Below are 23,796 nucleotides of genomic sequence, written 5' to 3'. Positions count from 1 at the left end.
GTCACGCGCTCCCGACGGCGGGCACGCGCGGGGGCAGCGCCGTGGCGCCGAAGCGCTGCACCCAGCCCGCGACGTCCTCGGTGGTGGCGTTGCCGCCGCAGACCACGAGGCCGAGCCGGGCGCCCGGGCCGACCCGGTCGAGCACCTGCCGGGCCGCGGGCAGGAGGCAGCCCGCCGCGGGCTCGGGCCAGATCTTCGCCTCCTCCGCGAAGGTGAGGCAGCCGCGCACGGCGTCGACGTCCGGCACGACGATCACGTCCTCGACGAGCGCCCTGACGTGGGCGAGGGTCAGCTCCGAGACGTACGGGGCCGACAGCGTCGACACGATCGACGTCAGCTCGACCGGCACGGGTGCGCCCGCGGCGAGGGCCCGCGTCATCGCGTCGGCGCCCTCGGTCTCCACACCCCAGACCCGCACGCCGGGCACCAGCGCCCGCAGCGCCGTGGCGACGCCCGCGATGAGGCCGCCGCCACCGATGCTCACCAGCACGTCGGTGAGGTCCGGCGCGTCCGCGGCGAGCTCCAGCCCCACGGTGCCCTGCCCGGCGATCACCTCCGGGTCGTCGAACGGGTGCACGAGCGTGCGACCGGCGGCCACCAGCTCGTCCAGCAGCGCGAACGCGCCCGCCATGTCCGGGGTGAGCCGGACGTCGGCGCCGCGCGCCTCGGCGGCGGCCACGGAGCGCCGCGGCGCCGACTCCGGCATCACGATCGTGGCCGCCACCCGGAGGGTGGCCGCGGCGTCGGCGAGCGCCACCCCGTGGTTGCCGCCGCTGACCCCGACGACCCCGGTCTCCTGCTCGGCGGCGGACAGCGTGAGCAGCTTGTTCACGGCGCCACGCGGCTTGAACGACCCCGTGCGCTGCAGCAGCTCCAGCTTGCACGTCACCGGCACGCCGAGGTGGTCGGAGAGACCGGGGCTGGGCACCGTGGGGGTGTGCACGACGTGATCGGCGATGCGTGCGGCTGCGGCGGTGAGGCGGTCGAGGGAGATCAGGTCCGGCACACCACCACCGTACGAGCACTGGCGGTCCCCGCCGTCGGATGGTGGGGTGGCATCGTGCTGCGCGCGTCCCGGACCGGACTGCTGAGCACCCGCTGCGCCATCACCCGCGACGACACCCCGCTGTGCACGTGGCGCCCGTCGGCGTTCATCGGCGGCGGGAGCTTCGAGCTCCACGGCAGGCGTTTCGACGTGGGGCGCGGCGGGTGGACGGGCCGCCGCTACCGGTTGCGCGACGACGCGGGCGCGCTCGTGGCGCTCGCCGACGGCGTCGGCCGGTCGAGCTGGACGGTGGAGGCGGGCGGGGAGGTGCACGCGTTCGAGCGGCCCTCCCCGTGGCGGCGCGAGCAGGTGCTCGTGCGCGGCGGCGCGCCTGTGGGCACGGTCCGGCGCACGAGCGCCTGGTTCGGGGAGGCCGAGGCCGACCTGCCCGGCCTGCCGCTGGAGGTGCAGGTGTTCGTGCTGGTCAGCCTGCTCGCGGTGTGGGACGAGGACTGAGGGATCGCCCTCAGACCACGGGTACGACCTCCGGTGCGCCCATGCGGGCGGAGTCGGCCGTCTCGTCGTCGGGCATCTTCTGGCTCTCCCGCTCGGCCTCCACCCGCTTGCGGTAGTGCTCGACCTCGCGCCCGATCTGCTCCTCGCTCCACCCGAGCACGGGCGCGACGAGCCGGGCCACCTCCTCCATCGCCCCCACCCCCCGGTCGAACGTCTCGATCGAGATGCGGGTGCGGCGTGCGAGGAAGTCGTCGAGGTGGCGGGCCCCCTCGTGCGAGGCCGCGTAGACGATCTCCGCGCGGAGGTGGTCCGGCGCGCCCGCGAGCGGCTCACCGAGGCTCGGGTCCTCCTTCACGAGCGCCAGCACCTCGTGGATCAGCGAGCCGTAGCGGCCCAGCAGGTGCTGGATGCGCGCCTCGTGCACCCCGTACTGCTCGGCGAGCAGCGGCGCCGCGTTCTTCAGCGCCTCGTAGCCGTCGGCGCCCAGCAGGGGCACCTTCTCGGTGACCGACGGCGGGACCTTGACGTGCAGCCCGTGCACCGCGGCGTCCACGGCGTCCTTGGCCATCACCCGGTACGTCGTGTACTTGCCGCCCGCCACGACCACCAGCCCCGGCACGGTGTGCGCCACGGCGTGCTCGCGCGACAGCTTGGACGTCGACTCCGACTCGCCCGACAGCAGCGGTCGCAGCCCGGCGTAGACGCCCTCGACGTCCTCGTGGGTGAGCGGCTGGTCCAGCACGGCGTTGACGTGGTCGAGCAGGTACTCGATGTCGGCCGCGCTCGCGGCCGGGTGGGCGAGCCCCAGCTTCCAGTCCGTGTCGGTGGTGCCGATGATCCAGTGCCGGCCCCAGGGGATCACGAACAGCACCGACTTCTCGGTGCGCAGGATCAGCCCGGAGTCGCCGCGGATCCGGTCGCGGGGCACGACGAGGTGGATGCCCTTGCTCGCGCGCACGTGGAACTGCCCGCGCTCGCCCACCAGGCTCTGCGTCTCGTCGGTCCAGACCCCGGTCGCGTTGATCACCTGCTTGGCGTGCACCTGGATCGCGCGGCCCGACTCGAGGTCGTGCACCTCGGCGCCGGTGACCCGCTCGCCCTCGCGCAGCAGCCCGACCACCCGCGCGCGGGAGGCGACGTGCGCGCCGTACGCGGCGGCCGTGCGGGCCACGAACATGGTGTGCCGCGCATCGTCGACCTGCGCGTCGAAGTACAGCAGGGCGCCGACCAGCGCGTCCTTGCGCAGCGACGGCACGATCTTGCGCGCGCCGCGGCGGGTGAGGTGGCGGTGGGCCGGCAGCCCGCGGGAGCGGCCGGACAGCAGGCCGAGCGTGTCGTACAGCGCCACGCCCGTGCCCGCGTAGAGCCGTTCCCACCAGCGGTGCGTGAGCGGGTAGAGGAACGGCACCGGCCGCACGAGGTGCGGGGCGAGCGTCTGGATGAGCAGACCGCGTTCCTGCAGCGCCTCGGCGACGAGCCGGAAGTCCAGCATCTCCAGGTAGCGCAGGCCGCCGTGGATCAGCTTGCTGGACCGGCTCGACGTGCCGGAGGCGAAGTCGCGGGCCTCGACGAGCCCGACGGAGAGGCCGCGGGTGGCGGCGTCGAGGGCGGCACCGCTGCCCACGACACCGCCCCCGACGACCAGAACGTCGAGTTCGGTCGAGCTCATCGCATCAAGTGCGGCCTCACGGGCCTGCGGGGAGAGCGCGACCGATCTCATGGTGGTTCCCTTCTCGAAGCGTCGCTTCCGAACTCAGTCGACGTCTACCCAGTCCAACGTCCTGGTCACGGCCTTCTTCCACCGCTCGTACCCGGTAGAGCGCTGCTCGTCACTCCACTGCGGCTCCCAGCGCTTCGACTCGTTCCAGTTGGAACGCAGCTCGTCGGTGTTCTTCCAGAACCCGACGGCGAGCCCGGCCGCGTACGCCGCGCCCAGCGCCGTGGTCTCCGCGACGACGGGCCGGCTGACCGGCACGCCGAGCACGTCGGCCTGGATCTGCATGCACAGCTCGTTGGCGGTGACGCCACCGTCGACCTTGAGGACCTCGAGGTGCACCCCGGAGTCCTGCTCCATGGCCTCGGCGACGTCGCGGCTCTGGTAGCAGATCGCCTCGAGCGTGGCGCGGGCCAGGTGGGCGTTGGTGTTGTAGCGCGACAGGCCGACGATCGCGCCGCGGGCGTCGGAACGCCAGTACGGTGCGAACAGACCGGAGAACGCCGGCACGAAGTACACGCCGCCGTTGTCCTCCACCTGCCGGGCCAGCGACTCGCTCTGCGCGGCGCCGGAGATGATCCCCAGCTGGTCGCGCAGCCACTGCACGGCCGACCCCGTGACGGCGATCGAGCCCTCGAGGCAGTAGACCGCAGGCTCGTCGGCGAACTTGTACCCGACGGTCGTGAGCAGACCCGACTTCGAGCGCACCAGCTCGGTGCCGGTGTTGAGCAGCATGAAGTTGCCCGTGCCGTAGGTGTTCTTCGCCTCGCCGGGCGAGAAGCACACCTGCCCCACGGTGGCGGCCTGCTGGTCACCGAGGTCGCCGGTGATCAGCAGCTCGCCGCCGAACGGCCCGTTCGCCCGCGTGGTGCCGTAGCCCGCCGGGTTCGAGCTGGGCTGGATCTCGGGCAGCATCGAGCGGGGGATGCCGAAGAAGCCGAGCAGCTCGTCGTCCCAGTCGAGCGTCTCGAGGTCCATCAGCATCGTGCGGCTGGCGTTGGTGGGGTCGGTGACGTGCACCCCGCCGTCCCGGCCGCCCGTGAGGTTCCACAGCAGCCAGGTGTCGGTGTTGCCGAAGATCGCGTCGCCGCGCTCGGCAGCGTCCCGGACACCGTCGACGTTCTCCAGGATCCACTGGATCTTGCCGCCGGAGAAGTACGTGGCGGGTGGCAGGCCCGCCTTCCGGCGGATGACGTCGCCACGGCCGTCCCGGTCCAGTGCCGATGCGATCCGGTCGGTGCGGGTGTCCTGCCAGACGATCGCGTTGTAGAGCGGCCGCCCGGTCTTGCGGTCCCACACCACGCTCGTCTCGCGCTGGTTGGTGATGCCCACCGCGGTGAGGTCGGACGCGTTGAGCTTCGCGCTGTTCAGGGCGCTCTGGACCACCGAGGACGTGCGTTCCCAGATCTCGGTCGGGTTGTGCTCGACCCAACCGGCCTGCGGGAGGATCTGCTCGTGCTCCAGCTGGTGGCGGCCCACCTCGTTGCCGCCGTGGTCGAAGATCATGAATCTCGTGCTGGTCGTGCCTTGGTCGATGGCACCGACGAACTCGGCCATGTGGAGGTCTCCTTCGCAGGTCTACTGGGGGATGTCGCGCCCGACGGGCGTCGGCGCCGTGGTGTCCTCCGGGAGGTAGCGGGCCACGAGGTACTTGAAGCCCGCGGTGCCGATCAGGCCGCCGATGATCGGGGCGATGATCGGTAGCCAGAAGTAGACGACGCCGTTCTGGTCGACCCACGCCGTGGAGTAGCCGGTGATGAACGAGGCCAGCCGGGGCCCGAAGTCACGTGCCGGGTTGATCGCGTAACCCGCGTTGGCGCCCCACGCCATGCCGATCCCGACCACCAGCAGACCGATGACGACCGGAGCCAGGTTGGCCAGCGGCGGGTTGTTGCGCGCGTTCACCAGTGCGCACACCACGAAGAGCAGGATCGCCGTGCCGACCACCTGGTCGAGGAAGGCGGTGCCGATGCTCACCCCGTCCACGCCGTTGCCGGGCAGCGTGGAGAAGATGACCTGCGTCTCGGTGTGGTTCGGGTCGACCTTGAAGATCAGGTCCGCGTAGACCACCCGCACGATCAGGGCCGCGACGAACGCACCCGCCGTCTGGGCCAGGATGTACGGACCGACCTTGCGCCACGGGAACCCCTCGAACACCGCGAACGCGATCGTGACCGCCGGGTTGATGTGACCGCCCGACAGCCGGCCGGACACGTAGATGCCCAGGATCACGCCGATGCCCCAGGCCCACGCGATGGAGTCGTGGTCGCCGAGGCTGCCGTCGGGAGTGGTGACGACCTGCGCGACCACACCGACGCCGAACAGGATGAGGATCATGGTGCCGAAGAACTCGGCCCAGAGCTCCCCCATCAATGAGTTCTTCGCCATCGAAGTCCTCCTTGGGTGTGACCCGCCCCTCAGCGGGTTGATCGGACGCTAGGGAGACCGGCGAAGCCGGTCAACGGCCAGTGTTCGGCATTGTCGAACCGCCGATCGGACGAACATCACAGCCGTTGTCGTAGAGTCGCGGCGTGCCCGGCCCCATCCAGTCCATCGAGCGGGCCGCCGCGGTGCTCCGGCTGCTCGGCAGCACGGACCGGCCACTGGGCCTCAACGAGCTCGCCGCCGCGTTGGACCTCCCGCGGCCCACCGCCCATGGCATCGTCCGCACGTTGCGCGACGTCGGATTCGTCGACCAGGACGTTAGCTCCGCGCGCTACCGGCTCGGCACCGCTCTGCGCGAGCTGGGCCGCGGCGGCTGGGACCGCCACGACCTGCGGGCCCGCGCCATGAACTGGGCCGACTCGCTCGCCGGCAGCAGCGGGCTCGCCGTGCACCTGGGCGTCGCCGCGAACCGCGCGGTCCGGCTCGTGCACCACGTCTTCCGGCCCGACGGCACCCCGCAGCGGATCCGCACCGGCGAGGAGCAGCCGCTGCACGCCACCGCGCTGGGCAAGTGCCTGCTTGCGTTCGCGCCCGTCGCCACCCCACCCGCCCGCGACCTCGACCTGCAGCACTGGACCGGCCGCACGTGCGTCACGGTGGCCGCGCTGGAGGCGCAGCTCGTCCTCGCCAGAAGGCGAGGCTGGGCGAGCGACACGGGGGAGTACGAGTCCGGCGTCGGCGGCGCGGCGGCCCCGCTGCGGGCGAGCGGCGGGATCGTGGTGGGTGCGATCGCCGTAGTGGGCCCGGTGGAGGACCTCTACGGCATCGGCGGCGAGCTGCGCCCGTGGCTGGCGGAGCAGCTGGTGGCGGCGGCCCGGGAGATCTCGGCGGCGTTGGTGGCGAGCCCGTGAGGCCGGCCCCCGGAGTTCAGGAAAGCCACATTCAGGGCCGCAGCGGCCCTGAATGTGGCTTTCCTGAACTCACGCGACGACCGGAGGAGGCCCCATGAGCGACCGGGTCGTCGCCGCCATCGACCAGGGCACCACCTCCACCCGCTGCCTGCTCTTCAACCGGGCCGGGCGGATGGTCGCCATGGCCCAGCGCGAGCACCGCCAGCACTACCCGCGCCCCGGGCTCGTGGAGCACGACGCCGCCGAGATCTGGCGCAACGTCACCCGCGTCGTCCCGGCGGCGCTGAAGAACGCCGGGCTCACGCCGGACGACCTGGTGGGGCTCGGCATCGCCAACCAGCGCGAGACCACGGTGATCTGGAACCGCCACACCGGGGTGCCGCTGGCGCGGGCGATCACGTGGCAGGACACGCGCACGGACGGGATCGTGGCCCGCCTCGTCGAGGACGGGCACGCGCCGTTGATCACCTCGATCTGCGGGTTGCCGCCAGCCACGTACTTCGCGGGCCCGCGGCTGCGCTGGCTGCTCGACCACGTGCCCGGGGCGCGCGAGGGCGCCGAGGCGGGCGACGTGCTGTTCGGCACGATGGAGAGCTGGCTCATCTGGCGGCTCACCGGCCGGCACGTCACGGACGTCACCAACGCGAGCCGCACCATGCTCATGGACGTCCGCACGCTGCAGTGGTCGGACAAGCTGCTCGACGTGCTGCGGGTGCCGCGGCGGATGCTGCCGGAGATCCGGCCCAACGCGGAGGTCTACGGCACCTGCACCACCGTGCTCCCGGGCGTGCCGGTGGCGGGTGCGCTCGGCGACCAGCAGGCGGCGCTCGTGGGGCAGGTGTGCTTCTCGCCCGGCGAGGTCAAGTGCACGTACGGCACCGGGGCGTTCCTGCTGATGAACACCGGGCACCGGCTGGCCGAGTCGACGCACGGGTTGATCCCGACGGTCGGATACCTCCTCGGGGACTCACCCGTGTACGCGCTGGAGGGCGCGATCGCGGTGACCGGTTCGCTGGTGCAGTGGTTCCGCGACTCGCTCGGCATGATCGGCACCGCGGCGCAGATCGAGACGCTCGCCAGCACGGTGCGCGACAACGGCGGGTGCTACATCGTGCCCGCGTTCTCCGGGCTGTACTCGCCGCGCTGGCACCCCGAGGCCCGCGGCGTGATGGTCGGGCTCACCTCGTTCATCAACCGCGGCCACCTCGCCCGCGCGGTGCTGGAGGCCACCGGCTGGCAGACGCGCGAGGTGGTGGACGCGATGAACGCCGACTCGGGGGTGCCGGTCACCCGGCTGAAGGTCGACGGTGGGATGACCGCCAACCACCTGCTGATGCAGTTCGTGGCCGACGTCCTCGACGTACCCGTGGAGCGCCCGCTCGGGTCGGAGGCCGTCTCCCTCGGTGCGGCGTACGCGGCGGGCCTCGCCGTCGGCTACTGGTCCGACCTCGAGGTGCTGCGCGCCAACTGGCACCGCGCCGCGGCGTGGGAACCGGCGATGGACGACGACCTGCGCCGCCGCGAGCACGAGAACTGGGGCCGCGCGGTCAACCGCTCCTACGGGTGGGTGCAGAGCCCCGGCGAGGAGTGACCCGCTCGCCGCCGGCACAGCCCAGGGCGGTCCTGACCGCTCTCACATGCGGCGCCGGGACACCCGGCGTGCGGTGCGCCGCGCGGTGCGGCGGGCGACCCGTCGTGATCCGAACATCGTTCCTCCTCGTCTGGTGTCGGTGGCGGTGGCGTCGGTCAGCGGGCCGAGCCGGCTCGTTCGAGCTCGTGCGCCTGCCGGGCCTCCTCCGCCGTGAGCAGCCCGAGCTCGACGAGGTCGAGCGGGCTGATGAACCCGTCGCTGATGCGGAATCCCCCCGCCTTGACCACGGCGTCGCGCAGCGGCACCGCCCAGTGGTGCTCGATGAGGAGCAACGCCGCCGCCGAGTCGTTCGGGATGTCCTCGAGCACGTCCCAGGCCTCCTCGTCGGAGAAGACGTGGACGCCCTCGGCCGCGGCCTCGGCACCCGCCTGCGCGCCGGCGACGAAGCCCTTGTCGCCCTCGATGCCCAGGCCGATCAGCGCGCCGACCGCGCTGCCGAACTCGCGCGCCTCCTCGTCGGTGAGGTTCGACAGGTGCGCGACCTCGATCTCCCCCTCCGCGTCCTTGTGCACCGCGAGAGCGTCGATGACCCGCACCGTGCCGCTCTCCCGGAGCCGCTCCAGCTCCGCGGTGATCTCGCCGTGGAACTCGGGGTTGTGGAAACCCAGCACGATGAGCTGGACAGGTCCGATCGCCATGGCAACGCCCTCTCTTCCGCGCGCCCGGCCGACCGGCCGGCCACCGGGGCGCGAGCATTCCGGCCGCGGGGCCGGTGCGCCTCACCCGTCGGGGGCGATGCACGACCCAGCGGCGGCGGGCACCGTGCGCGGGCGGCGGGAGTGCGCGACGAGGATGCCGAGGTGCGGCGATGGCGGACGGGGCCGGAGGGGCGGAGCCGGCGGGCGAGCCGGCACGTGGTGCTCCGCCCCCTGACCCGGCCGACCAGCTCCGGTCGGCGGCCTACCTGCGGCTGCTGCTCCTCGCGGCGGTGGTCGGCGCGCCGATCTCGGCGGCGGCGTACTACTTCCTGCACCTGGTCGACGCGATCCAGGAGTGGGTGTACACGGACCTGCCGCGGGCGCTCGGCTTCTCCGGGACGCCGTTGTGGTGGCCGCTGCCCCTGCTGGGGATCGCGGGCCTGCTCGTCGGCCTGATGGTCCGCCACCTCCCGGGCGGCGGCGGCCACTCGCCGCTCGCGGGGTTCGCGAGCGGGCACACCCCGCACCCGGCCGACCTGCCCGGCATCCTCCTGGCGGCGATCACGAGCCTGGGCCTGGGCGCGGTGCTGGGGCCGGAGGCGCCGTTGATCGCCCTCGGCGGCGGCCTCGCCGTGCTGGCGGTGCGGCTGAGCCGCCGGGACGTGCCCGACCGGGCCCTCGCGGTGGTGGCGTCGGCCGGCAGCTTCGCGGCGATCAGCGCCCTTCTCGGGTCGCCGGTCCTGGGCGCCTTCCTCCTCATGGAGTCGGCCGGCCTGGGCGGCCCGATCCTCGGGCTGGTGCTCCTGCCCGGGCTGCTCGCCTCGGGCATCGGAGCGCTGGTCTTCGTGGGGCTCAACCAGCTCAGCGGGCTCGGGACCGCCGCGCTCGAGCTGCCGGGCCTGCCACCCTTCGCCCACCCCGACATCGCGCAGTTCGGGTGGGCACTGGTCATCGGTGTCCTCGCCGCCTTCCTCGGGTCGGGCATCCGCAGGCTCGGGACTGTGCTGAGCGGGTACGTCGAGCGCCGGATCGTCCTCCTCACGACGGCGGTCGGGCTCGGCGTCGCCGTCCTCGCGATGATCTACACGGCCGTCACCGGGCACGGCGTGATCGACGTGCTGGGCTCCGGCGAGGAGGACGTCGGCCTGTTGCTGCAGCGCAGCGCGGACTACTCGGTCGGCGCGCTGCTCCTGCTCGTGGCGTGCAAGGGGCTCGCGTACAGCCTGTCGTTGTCGGCGTTCCGGGGCGGGCCGGTGTTCCCGGCGATCTTCATCGGTGCGGCGGGTGGGGTCGCGATGTCGCATCTGCCGGGGCTGCCGATGGTGGCCGGGGTGGCGATGGGGATCGGCGCGATGTCCGTGGTGATGCTGAAGCTGCCCCTCACCTCGGTGATGCTGGCGACGCTGCTGATGTTCGAGGACGGCCTCGCGGTCACGCCGATCGTCATCGTGGCGGTGGTGGTGGCGCACGTGGTGTCGGCCCGGCTCGGCCCCCGGCCCCCGGCTCCGCAGCGGCCGCCGGGGGACCGGGGCACCACGGCGGCCCCTGCCCGCGAGCAGCGCCCCGCCACCTGAGACGGGGTCATCCCCGCCGGGTGAGGCGGGCCGGCCGGTGGTGCCGCACGGTGCGAGCGAGCGTCACGAGACAGGGGAGCGGGAGATGGACGAGCGCCGGACCGACCCGTCACTGCAGGACCTCAACCGCGGCGTGCTGATCGCCGGAGCGGGGCTGCTCGCCCTCGCAGGCGTCCTGGGGCTGGCGGGGTTCGCGATGTTCTGCGCGGCGCTGGTCGGGGCCACGCGCACCTGGTACCGCCGGGCCGACCTGACCCCCCGCGAGCTCGCGACCCTGAAGTGGCACCAGGCCAAGGTCGCCGCCAGTGCGGGCGCGGGCGCCTGGCAGGACCACGAGAAGAACGCCTACTCGCCGCGGTCGGCGCGCACGTGAGGCACGCCGTGCCGGGCCGGGTCCGGAAGGCACACGCGGGGGAGCGCGGGTAGCTCGTCAGGGCGGTGGCTGACGACGAGCGCCGTGCGGCCCGCCGTTGCGCGCAGCAGATCGGCGCGCACGCGGGCCGCGGTGGCGTCGTCGAGGTGTGCGGTCGGCTCGTCGAGCAGCAGCAGCGGACGGTCCGACAGCAGCGCACGCGCGAGCCCGATCCGCTGGCGCTCCCCGCCGGAGACCGCGCCGCCGCCCCGGCCGACCGGCGTATCGAGCCCGTCGGGCAGCTCGGCCGGCCAGCCGGCGAGCCCCGCGCGGCCCAGCGCGTCGACGAGGGCCCCGTCGTCCGCACCCGGGTGGGCGAGCAGGAGGTTCTGGCGCAGGGTGCTGTCGAACAGGTGGGTGGCGGGGCCGCACCACGCGATGCGGGTGCGCACGTCGTCGCCTGCGAGCTCCCGGGTGTCGGTGCCGTCGAGGCGCACGGTGCCCGCCCGCGGCTCGAGGGTGCGCATGAGCGCGGCGAGCACCGTGCTCTTGCCGCAGCCGGTCGGGCCGGTGAGGACGAGCCGCCGACCGACGGGGAGCTGGAGGTCGAGGCCCGTCACGGCGTCCCGGTCGGCCCCGGGCCACCGGACGGTGAGCCCCTCGGCATCCAGCGATCGGCCCGGGGGCACGGGGCGCGGCCGAGCCGGCTCGCCTACCGCGGCGGGCGCCCGCTCCAGCTCCGCGAGCCTGCGTGCCGAGGGCAGCGCGGTGGCCAGTCGCTGCGCGGCGTCGGGCAGGGCCGCGACCAGCTCGGCGGTCGCCAGCGGGGTCAGCGCGATGACGGCCAGCGCGGTGCCGGGCAGGGTGCCGGCCCGCAGCGCGGCCACGCCGAGCGCCGTGCACCACACCGTCGCACCGCCGATGGCCAGCACGGTCAGGCCCGACCCGATCCCGGTCGCGGTGGCGGCCCGCCCGGTCAGCCCGGTGATCCGGTCCTCGAGCGTCCTGATGCCGCGGCACCGGCCACCGGCGGCGCCGCAGGCGATCAGGTCGGCGCGCGCGTCGAGGAGCTCGACGACCGCTGCGGTGAGCGCCCCCTTCGCCGCCGCGGTGCGCTGCGCCGCCCGACGGGCGAGCGCGACGGTGAGCGCGGGGGCGACGATCCCGGCGCACGCGAGCCCCACCGCGAGCGTGATGCCCGCTCCGGGCAGGAGCAGGCCGAGACCCGTCGCGGTCGCGAGGCCCACCACCGCGGCTGCGGCGGCGGGGACGAGCGCGCGGACCACCACGTCCTGCTGGGCGTCGACGTCGCCGGTCATGCGCGCCAGCAGCTCGCCCGACCGGAGCCGTCCGGTCACCGCGGGCCCCAACCGCACGAGCGCGCCCCACACCCGCACGCGCAGCTCGGCGAGCACCCGCAGCGCGGCGTCGTGCGACGCCAGCCGCTCGCCGTAGCGCAGGAAGCCCTTGGCCAGCCCGAACAGGCGCACCGCCGCGATGGCGACCAGCAGCGTGAGCACGGGTGGGTGCAACGCCGCTGCCGAGATCAGCCACGCCGACGTCGCGCTGAGCGCCACCGTGCTGCCCAGCGCCCCGCTCCCCGCGAGCACAGCCACGGCGAGGCGCCTGCGGTGCGGGCGGATCAGCGTGAGCAGCGGGCGCACGTCACCCCGCCGCGCGCCCGGCTCGCCGTCGGTGCCGCCTGCCGCGTCCGTCGACGTGCGAACGGCGGCTTCCCGCGGTGGCGCCGGCGCCTGCGGACGGGGCGCCGGGCCGGTGCGGGCCGGCCGGCCGGGCAGCGCGAGCACCCGGTCGCAGAGGTCGAGCACGGCCCGGCGGTGACTGACCACCACCGCGGTCCGGCCGGCGAGCGCCGCCCGGAGCCCGGTGATGAGCGCGGCCTCGGTGTCCGGGTCGACGCCCTCCGTCGGCTCGTCGAGCAGGACCAGGGGGCGGTCGGCCAGCAGGGCCCTGGCGAGGGCGACGCGGCGCTGTTGCCCCGTGGACAGCCCGCGACCCCGCTCGTGCACCGGCGTGTCGAGCGGGACGTCCAGCGCGGCGGTGGTGGCGACGGCGGCGAGCTCGGCCACCGTGGCCCGTGGGGCGCCCAGCCGCAGGTTGTCCTCGACGGTCCCGGCGACGAGCTCCGGGCGCTGCGGCACCCAGGCCACCCGCTGCAGCCACGCGTCGCGGTCCACGCGGGCGAGGTCGACGCCGTCGACGGTGACCGCGCCCCGGTCGGGCCGCCGCCACCCCAGCAGCAGGTCGAGGAGCGTGGACTTCCCCGCGCCGCTGGGCCCGCTGATCCCGAGCACCTCGCCCGGGGCGATCACGACCGAGATCCCGTCGAGGATCGCGCCTGCCCGCCCGTCGACGCCGACCGCGTGCAGCCGCACCGGCCCGGCGGCCGGGTCGGGTGCGGTGGTGGAGACCGCGTCCCCGGCCGGGAGCTCCAGCACGTCGCAGACGTCCGCCGCGGCGGCCGATCCCTCGGCGCTGTCGTGGTAGCGGGCGGCCACGGCGCGCAGCGGCTGGTAGACCTCGGGGGCCAGCACGATCACGAGCAGGCCGGTGGCCAGGTCGAGCTGCCCCTCGACGAGCCGCAGGCCGACCGACACCGCCACCAACGCCACCGACAGCGTGGCCAGGAGCTCCAGCGCGAGCGAGGACAGGAACGCCACGCGCAGCCCGCGCATCGTCGCCACGCGGTACCGCTCGGACATCACGGCGATCTGGCGGCTCTGCCTGCGGGCCCGCCCGTAGGCGGTGAGCACGTCCAGCCCGGCCACGACGTCGACGAAGTGGTGGCCGATCGCGGCGAGTGCGTTCCACTGCCGCGCGGTGGTGGCCCTGGTCCGCAGCCCGATCAGCACCATGAACACCGGGATCAGCGGCACCGTGACGCCGATGACCAGCGCCGACACCCAGTCCGCCGTGAGGATCCGGACGCCGACGACGAGCGGCACGGTGGCGGCGATCAGCAGCTGCGGCAGGTAGCGGCCGACGTAGGCGTCGAGACCGTCCAGGCCGCGGCTCGCGAGCGTGGCGAGCCGCCCGGTGGACGGCAGCCCGGGGTGGCGCGGGCCCAGGCGCAGCACGTGATCGAGCAGGGCCGCGCGCAGCTGGGCCACGGCGGTGGTGGCCGCGCGCGCCGCCGCCACCTCGGCGGCCCAGGCGAGGGCTGCCCGGCCCAGCACCACGCAGGCCAGCGCGCCCAGGGGCACCGCGAGCGTGCCGAGCCCGGCTCCGGCGAGGAACGCGGCCGCGATCGTGTCCGCGAGCAACCCGGCCTGGGCGATCACCAGCACCGCCGACGCGATCCCCATGGCCGCGCCGAGCCCGGCGAAGCGGCGGACCGCGGGGACGTGCCGCAGCAACCGCCGGTCCAGCCCGCTCACGACGTGACCGGCGGCCGGTCCTCCTTGCGCGGCGAACCGTAGACGTCGCGCAGCCGCTCGATCTGCTGGGTTGTGAATGCCCGCTCGCGACGGGCGTCGCGCGCGAAGGCCGCGGCCCAGGTGAGCACCGCGCCTGCGCGGTTGCGGAAGCCCGTGAGGAAGGCGATGTGGATGAACAACCAGGCCAGCCAGCCCGGGAACCCGGCGAACTTCAGCGGGCCCGCCGACACGACCGCGTTGCCGCGCGACAGGTAGGCGGCCGAACCGAGGTCGTGGTAGCGGAACGGGCCGATCGGCTTGACCTCTGCGCGGTGCCGGATCCGGCGCCCCGCGTACAGGCCGGACTGCATCGCGACCTCGGCCACCCCGGGCAGCCGGTCGCGGCTCATCAGGTCCCCGACGACGGAGATCTCGGGGTGGCCCGCGATGGTGAGGTCCGGTTCCACCTCGATGCGCCCGGCGCGGTCCTGCCGCGCGCCCGTGGCCTTCGCGAGCGCGGCGGCCATGGCGGGTGCCTCGACCCCTGCCGCCCAGAGCACCGTTCCGGCCTGGTGGCGGACGGTGGTCCCGGCGCGGTCGCGGGTCTCGAGGCCCTCGCCGTCCACGTTCGTGACGATCGTGCCCATGTGGAGCTCGACGCCGAGCTCGCGCAGCTCGTTCGCCGCCTTGGCCGACAACTCGGGCCCGAACGACGCCAGCGGCGCGTCGCCGCCGTCGAAGAGCATCACCCGGGCGTCCTCGGGCCGGATGCGCCGGAACTCCGAGCGCAGCGTGCGGGTGGCGAGCTCGCGGATCTGCCCGGCGAGCTCCACCCCGGTCGGGCCGCCGCCGACCACGGCGAACGTGAGCCAGCGGCGCTGCTCGTCGGGGTCGGAGGCGGTCTCGGCGAGCTCGAACGCCCCGAACACCCTGCGCCGGATCGCGAGCGCGTCGGCGATCGTCTTCATCCCCGGCGCCCACTGCGCGAACTCGTCGTGCCCGAAGTAGGACTGGCGCAGGCCCGCGGCCACGATCAGGTCGTCGTAGGGCAGGGTGATCCGCTCGCCGAGCGGTCGCTCCGCGACGACCTGCCGGGCCTCGACGTCGACGTCGACGACCTCGGCGAGCACGCACTCGACGTTGCGGTGGCGCTTGAGGACGTCGCGCAGCGGTGCCGCGATCTGCCCCTCGGAGAGGATCCCCGTGGCCACCTGGTAGAGCAGCGGCTGGAACAGGTGGTGCTGGGCGCGGTCGACGAGGGTGATCGCGAACTCGTCGCGGCGCCGCAGCGCCCGGGCCGCGAAGAGGCCTGCGAAGCCGCCTCCGACGATCACGACCCGGCGCGGGGGCGTTCCGGCCACGGGTGTCCGGCTCATCGTGGTCTCCGAGTGTTCGTGGTCTCCGAGCTGCTCAGACCGGGTCGTGCCAGTGGTCGCCGTTCGGGAGCAGGGCGTCGGCCTCCTTGGGCCCCCAGCTGCCCCGCGGGTAGGTGTGCACCGGGACGACGTCGCCGAGCACCGGGTCGACCACGCGCCACGCGGCCTCCACGGTGTCCTGGCGGGCGAAGAAGACCCGGTGCCCGTCGAGGGCCGCCCCGATGAGCCGGTCGTAGGGGCGCATGTCCTCGCCGCCGTGCTCGGCGAAGACGAGCTCGTTCATCTGCGGCTCGGCCCCGGGCCCCGGCTTCTTGCCCGCCAGCGCGAGGCTGATCCGGGTGGTCGGCCAGATGCGGAACCGCAGCGCGTTGGTGACCTCGTGGCCGGTCACCCCGAACATCGCGAACACGTTGTACGGCACCGGGCGGAACCTGATGCTGATCTCCGTGGCGGTGACGGGCATGGTCTTGCCCGCGCGGATGAGCATGGGCACGCCCGCCCAGCGCCACGAGTCGAGGGCGAGCCGGACCGCGACGTAGCTCTCCACGGTCGACAGCGGGTCGACGCCGTCGACCTCGCGGTAGCCGTCGTACTGGCCGCGCACGACGTCCGACGGCGTCAGCGGGCGCAGCGCCGAGATCACGCGTGCCTTCGCGTCCAGCCAGGAGCTCGGGCCGGAAGCGTCCGGCGGGTCGGCGACCACGGTGGCCAGCACCTGCAGCATGTGGTTCTGCACGACGTCGCGGATCGCGCCGGTGCGGTCGTAGAACCGCCCCCGGTCGGCCACGTCGAACGCCTCGGCCATGGTGATCTGGATGCTCTCGACGTGGTTGCGGGACAGCAGCGGCTCGATCATCGAGTTGGCGAACCGGGCGACGAGGACGTCGTTCAGCGGATCCAGGCCCAGCCAGTGGTCGACCCGGTAGATCGCCTGCTCGGGGAAGTACCGGTGCATCGTCTCGTTGAGCGCGATCGCGCTGTTCAGGTCGTTGCCGAAGGGCTTCTCCACCATCACGCGGGCGCCGCCGGCCCGCCCCGCCTTCGCGATGCCCTCCGCGATGCGACCGAACAGGAACGGGGGCACCTCCAGGTAGTAGAGGGCTCGCGGGGCGTCGCCCATCTCCCGGGACATCGCCTCGTAGGTGGCGTCGTCGCCGAGGTCCCCGTCCACGTAGCGCAGCAGGCCGAGCATCTTGCGGGCCGCCGGCGACCCCGGGTCAATGCCGTTGTCACGCAGGGACCGCGTGGCGTAGTCCCGGAACTGCTCGACGCCCCAGCCGCTCTTGGCGACGCCGACGATCGGGACGTCGAGGACCCCCCGGTCCACCAGCCCCACCAGCGCCGGGAAGGTCTCCAGCTTGGCCAGGTCACCGGTCGCCCCGAAGATGACCAGAGCGTCCACTCGGTCCGTCGGCATGGGTACTCCTCGTGATCATCCGAGTCGTTCGAGCACGTGGTCCCCGACCCGCAGGGCGTTCGCGATCGCCGTCAGCGACGGGTTCACGGCGCCGATGCTCGGGAAGAAGCTCGTGTCGACGACGTAGAGGTTGTCGAGCTCGTGTGCCTTGCAGTCGGTGTCGAGCGCGGAGCTCGCCGGGTCGGTGCCGAACCGGACGGTGCCCGCCTGGTGCGCCGTGGCGCCGATCGGCATGCCCTTGTGCAGGTAGATGCTCCTGTCCAGCAGGTGGTGCTCGTGCATGCCCAGGTCGCCGAGCCGGCGCTGCAGCGCGTTCCGGAGCCGATTCACGCCCTCGACGTTGTTGTCCTCGTCGATCGAGAGGTGGATGCGCCCCTCGCCGTCGAGCGTGACGCGGTTGTCCGGGTGCGGGAGGTCCTCCCCGCAGAGCCAGAGGTCCACCGCGTGATGTGCGAGCACCTCCAGCGGCATCTCCGGGGTGACGCGGCCGGCCCAGCGCGGGGCGTTGGCGCGGATCTGCTCCGCGTCGGACTTGCCGAGCATCTGCACCCCGCCCATCGGGTAGTTCCACTCGGGCGACGCGGAGTACCAGTCGTTGAAGGCGAGGGTCTTCTGGAAGCGGGTCGGGTTCGGCTCCTTCGAGACCGCCATCATCGCCAGGTTGTTGTGGCGCATGTAGTGGCGGCCGACCACGCCGGAGCCGTTGGCCAGCCCGTTCGGGTGGCGGTCGTTCGCCGACCGCAGCAGCAGGGCCGCCGTGTTCACCGCGCCGCACGCGACCACGACGACGTCCGCGCCGAACCGCACCGTGTCGCCGCCCAGGTCGGCGACCACCGCGGTGACGGTCCGACCGCTCGGGTCCGTCTCCAGCCGGGTCACCTCGGCGCCCGTGCGCAGCTCGACGTTCTCGTGCTCCAGCGCCGGGTCGACGCACATCACCTGGGCGTCGGCCTTCCCGTTCACCAGGCACGGGAAGCCGTCCACCCGGTCGCAGCGGATGCACACGCTGTCGTGGGTGGCCATTCCCTGCGCGTCCTGGGTGAGGCGCACCCCGATCGGCAGGTGGAACGGGTGCAGGCCCTGCTTCTCCAGGTCGTCGGACAGCTGCTGGATCCGCGGCTCGTGCTGCACCGGGGGATGCGGGTAGTCCCGGCTCGCGGGCCCCGCGGTCGGGTCCTCGCCGTGCCGGCCGTGCACCTGGTAGAGGTGCTCGGCCTCGCAGTAGTACGGCTCGAGGTCGGTGTAGGAGATCGGCCACGCGGGGGAGATGCCCCCGTGGTGGCGGATCTCCCCGAAGTCCGCCGGGCGCAGCCGGAACAGCGCCGCGCCGTAGAACTTCGTGTTGCCCCCGACGTAGTAGTTGACCTCCGGCGGGAACTCGCGGCCGTGCCGGTCGTACCAGAACTCGGGAGCGCGGTACTTCCCCTTCACGAACACCTCGGTCGAGCTCCAGTTGTCGCGCTCGCGGGGGAGGTAGCCGCCGCGCTCGAGCATCAGCACGCGCTTCCCGGAGGGCGCCAGCCGGTGAGCGAACGTGCCGCCGCCCGCGCCGGTGCCGATGACGATCACGTCGTAGTGCCGGTCGCTCGGAACGGAGACGGACACGGTGCCTCCCGGTGATGGACGTCGCGCGACGACCGTCCACCGTTCTGCGACCACCCGGCTCCGGCATCACCTCACGCGGGTGACCGCCGACCCCGCGTCCGCTAGTCGAGCATCGTCGGCGCGGCGGCCGCGGCCGTCTCGTCGAAGACGCAGAGCGCCCAGACGACGAGCACACCGAGCGCGATCCCGACGATCGACCAGGCCGGGTGCTGGGCGACGGACAGGAAAGAGGCCACGAGGACAGCAGCGGCCAGCACGATGCCCACGATGCGGCCCCAGAGCACGCCGACGATCACGAACATCCCGGCGAACCCGATCAGCGCGCCGAGGCACAGGTGGACCCAGCCCCAGGTCGCCGGGCTGAGCGCGAACGCGTTCGGGCTCGACCCGGGTACCGCACCACCGAACAGCGCCTGCGTGCCGGCGATGATCTGCAGGACGGCGAGGAGGATCATCAGCAGGCCCGCGAACCGGGCCACCCCCGTCGCGGGGGAGGCGGCGCCGGTGGGGCCCGCCTCGCCGCTCGCCGTCACCGGGCTGGTCGTTCCGTCGGTCGTCATGGCTCCTCCGCGTGGCCGCATCGCGCCGTGTTCCGTTCGCCGGGCCAGGGTCGTGCCGCGCGCCGCGGTCCTCGTCACCCACCGCGGGTGAAGCGGCCCCCGCCTCGTCCTCGATGGGTGATGCGGCCCCCGCCCGCTGCGGCAACGGTGCCGCCCGGGAGGCACCACCGATGCGGGAGGCAGCCATGACCGAGGCAGCGATCGCCGACCACGGCCTGATCGGGGATCTCCAGACGGCCGCGCTGGTCAGCACGGACGGGTCGGTCGACTGGTTCTGCTGCCCGCGGTTCGACTCGCCGAGCGTGTTCGGCGCCCTGCTCGACGACGAGCGCGGCGGGCACTTCCGGATCCGGCCGCACCACGACTACGCGTCGCGGCAGATGTACTTCCCGGACACCGCCATCCTCATCACCCGGTTCACCACCGAGGCCGGCATGGGTGAGGTGGTCGACTTCATGCCGCCCGCCGGGTCGGTCGCCACCGGCAACCACCAGCTGGCGCGCATGGTGCGCTGCATCCGCGGCGAGATGACGTTCGAGGTCGACGTCGCCCCGCGCTTCGACTACGGCCGCCGCGCCCACACGCTGGACCTGTCGGCGAGCGGCGCCGTCTTCGGCACCGATGCGCTCACGCTCACGATGCACGCCGTGCGGGAGCCCGCGGACGAGCGGCTCGCGACCGTCCGGGTGGAGGAGAACGACCTGCACCTGACCATCCCGCTCACGGCGGGCCAGGTCCGGGGCGTGGTGCTGGAGTCGGACGCGGGCGGGCCACCGCGGGAGATCCGCGTGGCCGAGTTCGAGCGGATGTTCCACGAGACCGCCGCGTACTGGCGCACCTGGCTGCACCGCTGCACCTACACCGGGCGCTGGCGCGAGACGCTGCAACGCTCGGCGATCACGCTCAAGCTCATGACCTACGCCCCGAGCGGCGGGCTGGTGGCCGCGCCGACCACGGGCCTGCCCGAGCAGGTCGGCGGCGAGCGCAACTGGGACTACCGCTACACGTGGGTGCGCGACGCGTCGTTCTCCGTGTACGCCCTGCTGCGGCTGGGGTTCACCGAGGAGGCGGCGCAGTTCAGCCGCTGGATGCGCGACCGCGTGTCCGAGCGGGTGGGCGGCGAAGGCGGCCCGCTCAACATCATGTACCGGGTGGACGGCTCGTCCGACCTGAAGGAGGAGTCGCTCGAGCACTGGTCGGGCTACCGCGGCTCACGACCCGTGCGGATCGGCAACGGGGCGGCCGACCAGCTCCAGCTCGACATCTACGGCGAGGCCCTCGACAGCATCTACTTCGCCGACCGCAGGGGCCTCGAGGTCGGGCACCGCGGCTGGACCGAGATCCGGGAGCTCCTGGACTGGCTCGCCGCCCACTGGGACCAGCCGGAGGAGGGCATATGGGAGACCCGCGGCGGGCGGCAGGACTTCACCTACGGGCGGCTGATGAGCTGGGTCGCGTTCGACCGCGGCATCCGGATGGCGGCGACCCACGGCAGGCCGGCCGCCGTCGCGGCGTGGACGCAGGCCCGGGACGCGATCTACGACCAGATCATGGAGAAGGGCTGGAACCGCGACCGCGGGGCCTTCGTGCAGCACTACGGCAGCCCGGTGCTGGACTCGTCGCTGCTGCGGATGTCGAGCGTGGGGTTCATCGCCCCGCACGACCCGATGTGGGCCTCGACGTTGCGGGCCATGGACTCCGAGCTGGTCACCGACAGCCTCGTCTACCGGTACGACCCCGAGGCATCCCCCGACGGCCTCCTCGGGTCGGAGGGCACGTTCTCGCTCTGCTCGTTCATGTACGTCGACGCGCTCGCGCGGGCGGGCCGGGTCGAGGACGCGCGGCTGGCCTTCGAGAAGATGCTCACCTACGCCAACCACGTCGGGCTGTTCTCCGAGGAGATCGCGCTGTCCGGCGAGCAGATCGGCAACTTCCCGCAGGCCTTCACCCACCTCGCGCTCATCGACGCCGCGATCACGCTCGACGCGGAGCTCGACCGGGCGAACGCCCGGCGGTGACGGGGAGCTGACGTGTCCACGGTCGACCTGGCCCGTCTCCAGTTCGCCACGACCTCGATCTACCACTTCCTGTTCGTGCCGCTCACGATCGGGCTGGCGATCCTCACGGCCCTGCTGCAGACCCGGTGGCACCGGACCGGGGAGCCGGGGCACCTGCGGCTGACCAAGTTCTTCGGGACGCTGCTGGTGATCAACGTGGCGGTCGGGGTGGTCACCGGGCTGGTGCAGGAGTTCCAGATCGGGATGAACTGGTCGGGCTACTCCCGGTTCGTGGGCGACGTGTTCGGCGCCCCGCTCGCGATGGAGGGGCTGGCGGCGTTCTTCCTCGAGTCGGTCTTCCTCGGCCTGTGGCTGTTCGGCTGGAACCGGCTCTCCCCGCGGGTGCACCTGGCCACGATCTGGGCGGTGGCCGCGGGCGGGGCCCTGTCGGCGGCGTTCATCATGGCCGCCAACTCGTGGATGCAGAACCCGGTCGGGTACACGATCGACCCGGCGACCGGCCAGGCCCAGCTCACCGACATCGGCGCGGTGCTCACCAACCCGGTGTTCCTGCGCAGCTACCTGCACGTGCTGCTCGCGTCGCTGGTCACCGCCGGCGTCGTGATGCTCGCGGTGTCCGCGTGGCACCTGCGCCGGGGCGGGGCGAAGGAGTTCGACCTGTCGGCCCGCATCGCCCTCGCGATGCTCACCCCCGCCGTCGCCCTCAACCTGCTCGTGGGCAGCGAGCTCGGCGTCACCGAGAGCATCTACCAGCCGATGAAGATCGCGGCCGCCGAGGCGCAGTGGGAGACCTGCCAGCCGTGCTCGTTCTCGCTGTTCCAGATCGGCGGCGGCAACAACGACCAGACGCCGACGAAGGTCATCCAGGTGCCGCACCTGCTCTCGGTGCTCGCGACGAACTCCTGGAACGGCCAGGTGGTGGGGCTGAACGACCTGCAGGCCCAGTACACCGCCCAGTACGGGCCCGGCTACTACATCCCGAACGTCTTCATCCAGTACTGGTCCATGCGGACGATGGCCTACCTCGGCAGCCTCATCCTGCTGGTGGGGCTGTGGGGGCTGTGGCGCCGCAACCGACTGGCGAGCTCGCCGTGGTTCCTGCGCGTCGCGATCTGGATGCTGCCGGTGCCGTTCGTGGTGAACACCGCGGGCTGGGTCCTCACCGAGAACGGCCGCCAGCCCTGGATCGTGCAGGGCCTCATGCGCACCGCGGACGCCTCCTCCCCGTCGGTGGGAGCGGCGGCCGTCATCACGAGCCTGGTGATCTTCGCGCTGCTCTACGGCGCGCTCGCGGTCGTCGACTGGTGGTTGATGGCGCGCTACGCCCGCAGGGAGCTCGCGCCCGCCCAGCCGCGTGACGAGACCGAGGCCGCGGCGCCCGACGTGCAACCGACCTACTGAGGACGGCCACGATGACACTCGCCGACTTCTGGTTCATCGTCCTCGCCGTCCTCTGGACGGGGTTCTTCCTGCTCGAGGGCTTCGACTTCGGCGTCGGGATGCTGCACGGCGTCGTGGGCCGCGACGAGGGCGGGCGAGACCAGGCCATCCGCACGATCGGCCCGGTGTGGGACGGCAACGAGGTCTGGCTGATCGTCGCGGTCGCCGTGACGTTCGCCGCCTTCCCGGACTGGTACGCCACGATGCTGTCCGGCTTCTACCCGATCTTCGTCGTGGTGCTCCTCGCGCTCATCCTGCGCGGGGTGTCCTTCGAGTTCCGGGCCCACGCGCCGGGGGAGCGCAGCCGCCGGTTCTGGGGTGGCGCGCTCACCGTCGGCAGCTTCGTCACCCCGCTCGGCCTGGGGATCGTGGTCGGCAGCCTCCTGGGCGGGGTCCCGCTCGATGCCCAGCACGAGTTCGTGGGCGGCGTCGGGGACCTCTTCGGGCCCTACGCCGTCACGGCCGGGGTGACGCTCACGCTGATCTGCCTCCTGCACGGCGCGGCGTTCCTCGCCCTCCGCACGCACGGCGACGTGCGGCAGCGGGCGCAGCGGATCGGCCGGATCCTCGGTCCGATCACCGTCGTGGTGGTGATCGGGTACGTCGTCGCGACGCGGATCGACTCCGGGCGCGGTGTGCTCTGGTCGGCGGTCGAGTTCGGCGCGGTGATCGCCGTGATCACCGCCGCCGTGTTGATCCACGCGGATCGCGACGGGGCCGCGTTCGCCGCCACCTGCGCCACGACGGCGGCCGTCGTCGTGGCGCTGTTCGCCGAGCTCTACCCGAGGGTGATGGTGTCGAGCCTCGGGGCCGCGAACGACCTCACCGTGGCCGAGGCCGCGTCGTCGCCGTACGCGCTGTGGGTCATGACCGCCACGCTCGCGCTCCTGCTGCCCGTCGTCCTCATCTACCAGGCCTGGACCTACTACGTGTTCCGGGCCAGGGTCGGCGGCCGCGACGGCGACGGCGCCGAGGCGCCACCCCGGCCGCCGTCGGGGGCCGCCGTGGCGCACGGGACGGCGGGCAGCGGCAGCCGGGTCGACGGGCACGCCGGGCCGGGATCGCTGCGGGCCGAGGTGCGGAGAGACCGGCCGAGCCACCCGGCGTCGCCCTCGCGGGGGTGGCCCAGGCTGGCGTGGCTGGTGATCGTCTGGTTCCTGGCGTGGCTCTTCTCGCGCATGCGGGCGCTCTTCGCACCCGGCCACGTCGCCGGTCGGTAGGAGAGGGCGGCCCGCCTGTTTCGCCCACAGCGGGTGAGCTGGCCGGGCCGTATCGGG

At 73.3% G+C, this 23,796-nt stretch carries 18 protein-coding genes; 8 read left to right on the top strand and 10 right to left on the bottom strand.

The features are described 5' to 3' along the window. Window position 1 precedes the first annotated feature (1 nt). A complete protein-coding gene (locus ACFPL3_RS06205; protein WP_343938223.1) occupies window positions 2–1,006 on the bottom strand; it encodes a threonine ammonia-lyase in 1,005 nt (334 codons plus the stop codon). A gap of 54 nt (window positions 1,007–1,060) precedes the next feature. Here ACFPL3_RS06205 and ACFPL3_RS06200 point away from each other — a divergent pair, with 54 nt between their 5' ends. After that, window positions 1,061–1,501 carry a hypothetical protein gene (locus ACFPL3_RS06200; protein WP_343938225.1) on the top strand — a complete coding sequence of 147 codons (441 nt, stop codon included), beginning with the start codon at window positions 1,061–1,063 and terminating at the stop codon, window positions 1,499–1,501. A 10-nt stretch (window positions 1,502–1,511) separates the two neighbouring features. On the opposite strand, the gene ACFPL3_RS06195 is transcribed toward ACFPL3_RS06200, so the two are convergent. Genes ACFPL3_RS06195 through ACFPL3_RS06185 form a run of 3 tightly spaced genes read right to left on the bottom strand, consistent with a single transcriptional unit; the run spans window position 1,512 to window position 5,603 of the window. Further along, a complete protein-coding gene (locus ACFPL3_RS06195) occupies window positions 1,512–3,221 on the bottom strand; it encodes a glycerol-3-phosphate dehydrogenase/oxidase (protein ID WP_379588503.1) in 1,710 nt (569 codons plus the stop codon). Between the two features lie 33 nt (window positions 3,222–3,254). Next, on the bottom strand, window positions 3,255–4,772 hold the full coding sequence (glpK, locus tag ACFPL3_RS06190; RefSeq protein WP_343938229.1) for a glycerol kinase GlpK: 1,518 nt from the start codon (window positions 4,770–4,772) through the stop codon (window positions 3,255–3,257). Window positions 4,773–4,793: 21 nt separating this feature from the next. After that, on the bottom strand, window positions 4,794–5,603 hold the full coding sequence (locus tag ACFPL3_RS06185; RefSeq protein WP_343938231.1) for an MIP/aquaporin family protein: 810 nt from the start codon (window positions 5,601–5,603) through the stop codon (window positions 4,794–4,796). Window positions 5,604–5,746: 143 nt separating this feature from the next. Here ACFPL3_RS06185 and ACFPL3_RS06180 point away from each other — a divergent pair, with 143 nt between their 5' ends. After that, window positions 5,747–6,511: an IclR family transcriptional regulator gene (locus ACFPL3_RS06180; protein WP_343938233.1), complete on the top strand. Its 765-nt coding sequence runs from the start codon at window positions 5,747–5,749 to the stop codon at window positions 6,509–6,511. Window positions 6,512–6,605: 94 nt separating this feature from the next. Beyond that, window positions 6,606–8,102, top strand: a complete 1,497-nt coding sequence (gene glpK, locus ACFPL3_RS06175) for a glycerol kinase GlpK (protein ID WP_343938235.1) — start codon at window positions 6,606–6,608, stop codon at window positions 8,100–8,102. Window positions 8,103–8,257: 155 nt separating this feature from the next. Here glpK (ACFPL3_RS06175) and ACFPL3_RS06170 read toward each other — a convergent pair whose 3' ends face one another. After that, window positions 8,258–8,800 (bottom strand): hypothetical protein, encoded by a 543-nt coding sequence (locus tag ACFPL3_RS06170; RefSeq protein ID WP_343938237.1) that lies wholly within the window; start codon window positions 8,798–8,800, stop codon window positions 8,258–8,260. 170 nt (window positions 8,801–8,970) lie between these two features. Here ACFPL3_RS06170 and ACFPL3_RS06165 point away from each other — a divergent pair, with 170 nt between their 5' ends. Both ACFPL3_RS06165 and ACFPL3_RS06160 read left to right on the top strand, forming a co-directional pair. Further along, window positions 8,971–10,374: a chloride channel protein gene (locus tag ACFPL3_RS06165; RefSeq protein ID WP_343938239.1), complete on the top strand. Its 1,404-nt coding sequence runs from the start codon at window positions 8,971–8,973 to the stop codon at window positions 10,372–10,374. Between the two features lie 85 nt (window positions 10,375–10,459). After that, a complete protein-coding gene (locus ACFPL3_RS06160) occupies window positions 10,460–10,747 on the top strand; it encodes a hypothetical protein (protein WP_343938241.1) in 288 nt (95 codons plus the stop codon). On the opposite strand, the gene cydD is transcribed toward ACFPL3_RS06160, so the two are convergent. The 5 genes from cydD to ACFPL3_RS06135 all read right to left on the bottom strand — a co-directional run bounded on the left by cydD (window position 10,720) and on the right by ACFPL3_RS06135 (window position 19,061). After that, a complete protein-coding gene (cydD, locus tag ACFPL3_RS06155; RefSeq protein ID WP_343938243.1) occupies window positions 10,720–14,124 on the bottom strand; it encodes a thiol reductant ABC exporter subunit CydD in 3,405 nt (1,134 codons plus the stop codon). The two genes, ACFPL3_RS06160 and cydD, sit on opposite strands and share 28 nt — an antisense overlap. After that, window positions 14,121–15,479, bottom strand: coding sequence for an NAD(P)/FAD-dependent oxidoreductase (locus ACFPL3_RS06150; protein ID WP_343938245.1), 1,359 nt, complete (start codon window positions 15,477–15,479; stop codon window positions 14,121–14,123). The genes cydD and ACFPL3_RS06150 overlap by 4 nt, the downstream gene beginning before the upstream one ends. Before the next feature lie 34 nt (window positions 15,480–15,513). Beyond that, entirely contained in the window at window positions 15,514–16,896 is a 1,383-nt protein-coding gene (gene zwf / locus ACFPL3_RS06145; RefSeq protein ID WP_343938247.1) for a glucose-6-phosphate dehydrogenase, read from the bottom strand. A 15-nt stretch (window positions 16,897–16,911) separates the two neighbouring features. Next, on the bottom strand, window positions 16,912–18,501 hold the full coding sequence (locus ACFPL3_RS06140) for a GMC family oxidoreductase (protein WP_343938249.1): 1,590 nt from the start codon (window positions 18,499–18,501) through the stop codon (window positions 16,912–16,914). Window positions 18,502–18,602: 101 nt separating this feature from the next. Continuing rightward, complete coding sequence (locus ACFPL3_RS06135; protein WP_343938251.1) at window positions 18,603–19,061, bottom strand: DUF7144 family membrane protein; 459 nt, start codon at window positions 19,059–19,061, stop codon at window positions 18,603–18,605. Between the two features lie 185 nt (window positions 19,062–19,246). Here ACFPL3_RS06135 and ACFPL3_RS06130 point away from each other — a divergent pair, with 185 nt between their 5' ends. The 3 genes from ACFPL3_RS06130 to cydB are packed head-to-tail and all read left to right on the top strand — an operon-like array spanning window position 19,247 to window position 23,739. Next, entirely contained in the window at window positions 19,247–21,079 is a 1,833-nt protein-coding gene (locus ACFPL3_RS06130) for a glycoside hydrolase family 15 protein (protein WP_343938253.1), read from the top strand. Between the two features lie 12 nt (window positions 21,080–21,091). Then, window positions 21,092–22,480, top strand: coding sequence for a cytochrome ubiquinol oxidase subunit I (locus ACFPL3_RS06125; RefSeq protein WP_343938255.1), 1,389 nt, complete (start codon window positions 21,092–21,094; stop codon window positions 22,478–22,480). Between the two features lie 11 nt (window positions 22,481–22,491). Beyond that, window positions 22,492–23,739, top strand: a complete 1,248-nt coding sequence (gene cydB / locus ACFPL3_RS06120; protein WP_379588497.1) for a cytochrome d ubiquinol oxidase subunit II — start codon at window positions 22,492–22,494, stop codon at window positions 23,737–23,739. Window positions 23,740–23,796: the final 57 nt, after the last annotated feature.

This window comes from Pseudonocardia zijingensis (assembly GCF_042657305.1).
GTDB classification, from domain to species: Bacteria; Actinomycetota; Actinomycetes; order Mycobacteriales; family Pseudonocardiaceae; genus Pseudonocardia; species Pseudonocardia zijingensis.
Note: the sequence above shows the minus strand (reverse complement) of the source record. Positions and strands in the feature narration are given on the sequence as shown.

Excerpts from the sequence above, each read along its gene's own strand:
- ACFPL3_RS06195 (WP_379588503.1), bottom strand. The coding sequence starts at position 3,221 with ATGAGATCGGTCGCGCTCTCCCCGCAGGCCCGTGAGGCCGCACTTGAT.
- glpK (WP_343938229.1), bottom strand. The coding sequence starts at position 4,772 with ATGGCCGAGTTCGTCGGTGCCATCGACCAAGGCACGACCAGCACGAGA.
- ACFPL3_RS06185 (WP_343938231.1), bottom strand. The coding sequence starts at position 5,603 with ATGGCGAAGAACTCATTGATGGGGGAGCTCTGGGCCGAGTTCTTCGGC.
- glpK (WP_343938235.1), top strand. The coding sequence starts at position 6,606 with ATGAGCGACCGGGTCGTCGCCGCCATCGACCAGGGCACCACCTCCACC.
- ACFPL3_RS06170 (WP_343938237.1), bottom strand. The coding sequence starts at position 8,800 with ATGGCGATCGGACCTGTCCAGCTCATCGTGCTGGGTTTCCACAACCCC.
- ACFPL3_RS06165 (WP_343938239.1), top strand. The coding sequence starts at position 8,971 with ATGGCGGACGGGGCCGGAGGGGCGGAGCCGGCGGGCGAGCCGGCACGT.
- ACFPL3_RS06160 (WP_343938241.1), top strand. The coding sequence starts at position 10,460 with ATGGACGAGCGCCGGACCGACCCGTCACTGCAGGACCTCAACCGCGGC.
- ACFPL3_RS06150 (WP_343938245.1), bottom strand. The coding sequence starts at position 15,479 with ATGAGCCGGACACCCGTGGCCGGAACGCCCCCGCGCCGGGTCGTGATC.
- zwf (WP_343938247.1), bottom strand. The coding sequence starts at position 16,896 with ATGCCGACGGACCGAGTGGACGCTCTGGTCATCTTCGGGGCGACCGGT.
- ACFPL3_RS06135 (WP_343938251.1), bottom strand. The coding sequence starts at position 19,061 with ATGACGACCGACGGAACGACCAGCCCGGTGACGGCGAGCGGCGAGGCG.
- ACFPL3_RS06130 (WP_343938253.1), top strand. The coding sequence starts at position 19,247 with ATGACCGAGGCAGCGATCGCCGACCACGGCCTGATCGGGGATCTCCAG.
- cydB (WP_379588497.1), top strand. The coding sequence starts at position 22,492 with ATGACACTCGCCGACTTCTGGTTCATCGTCCTCGCCGTCCTCTGGACG.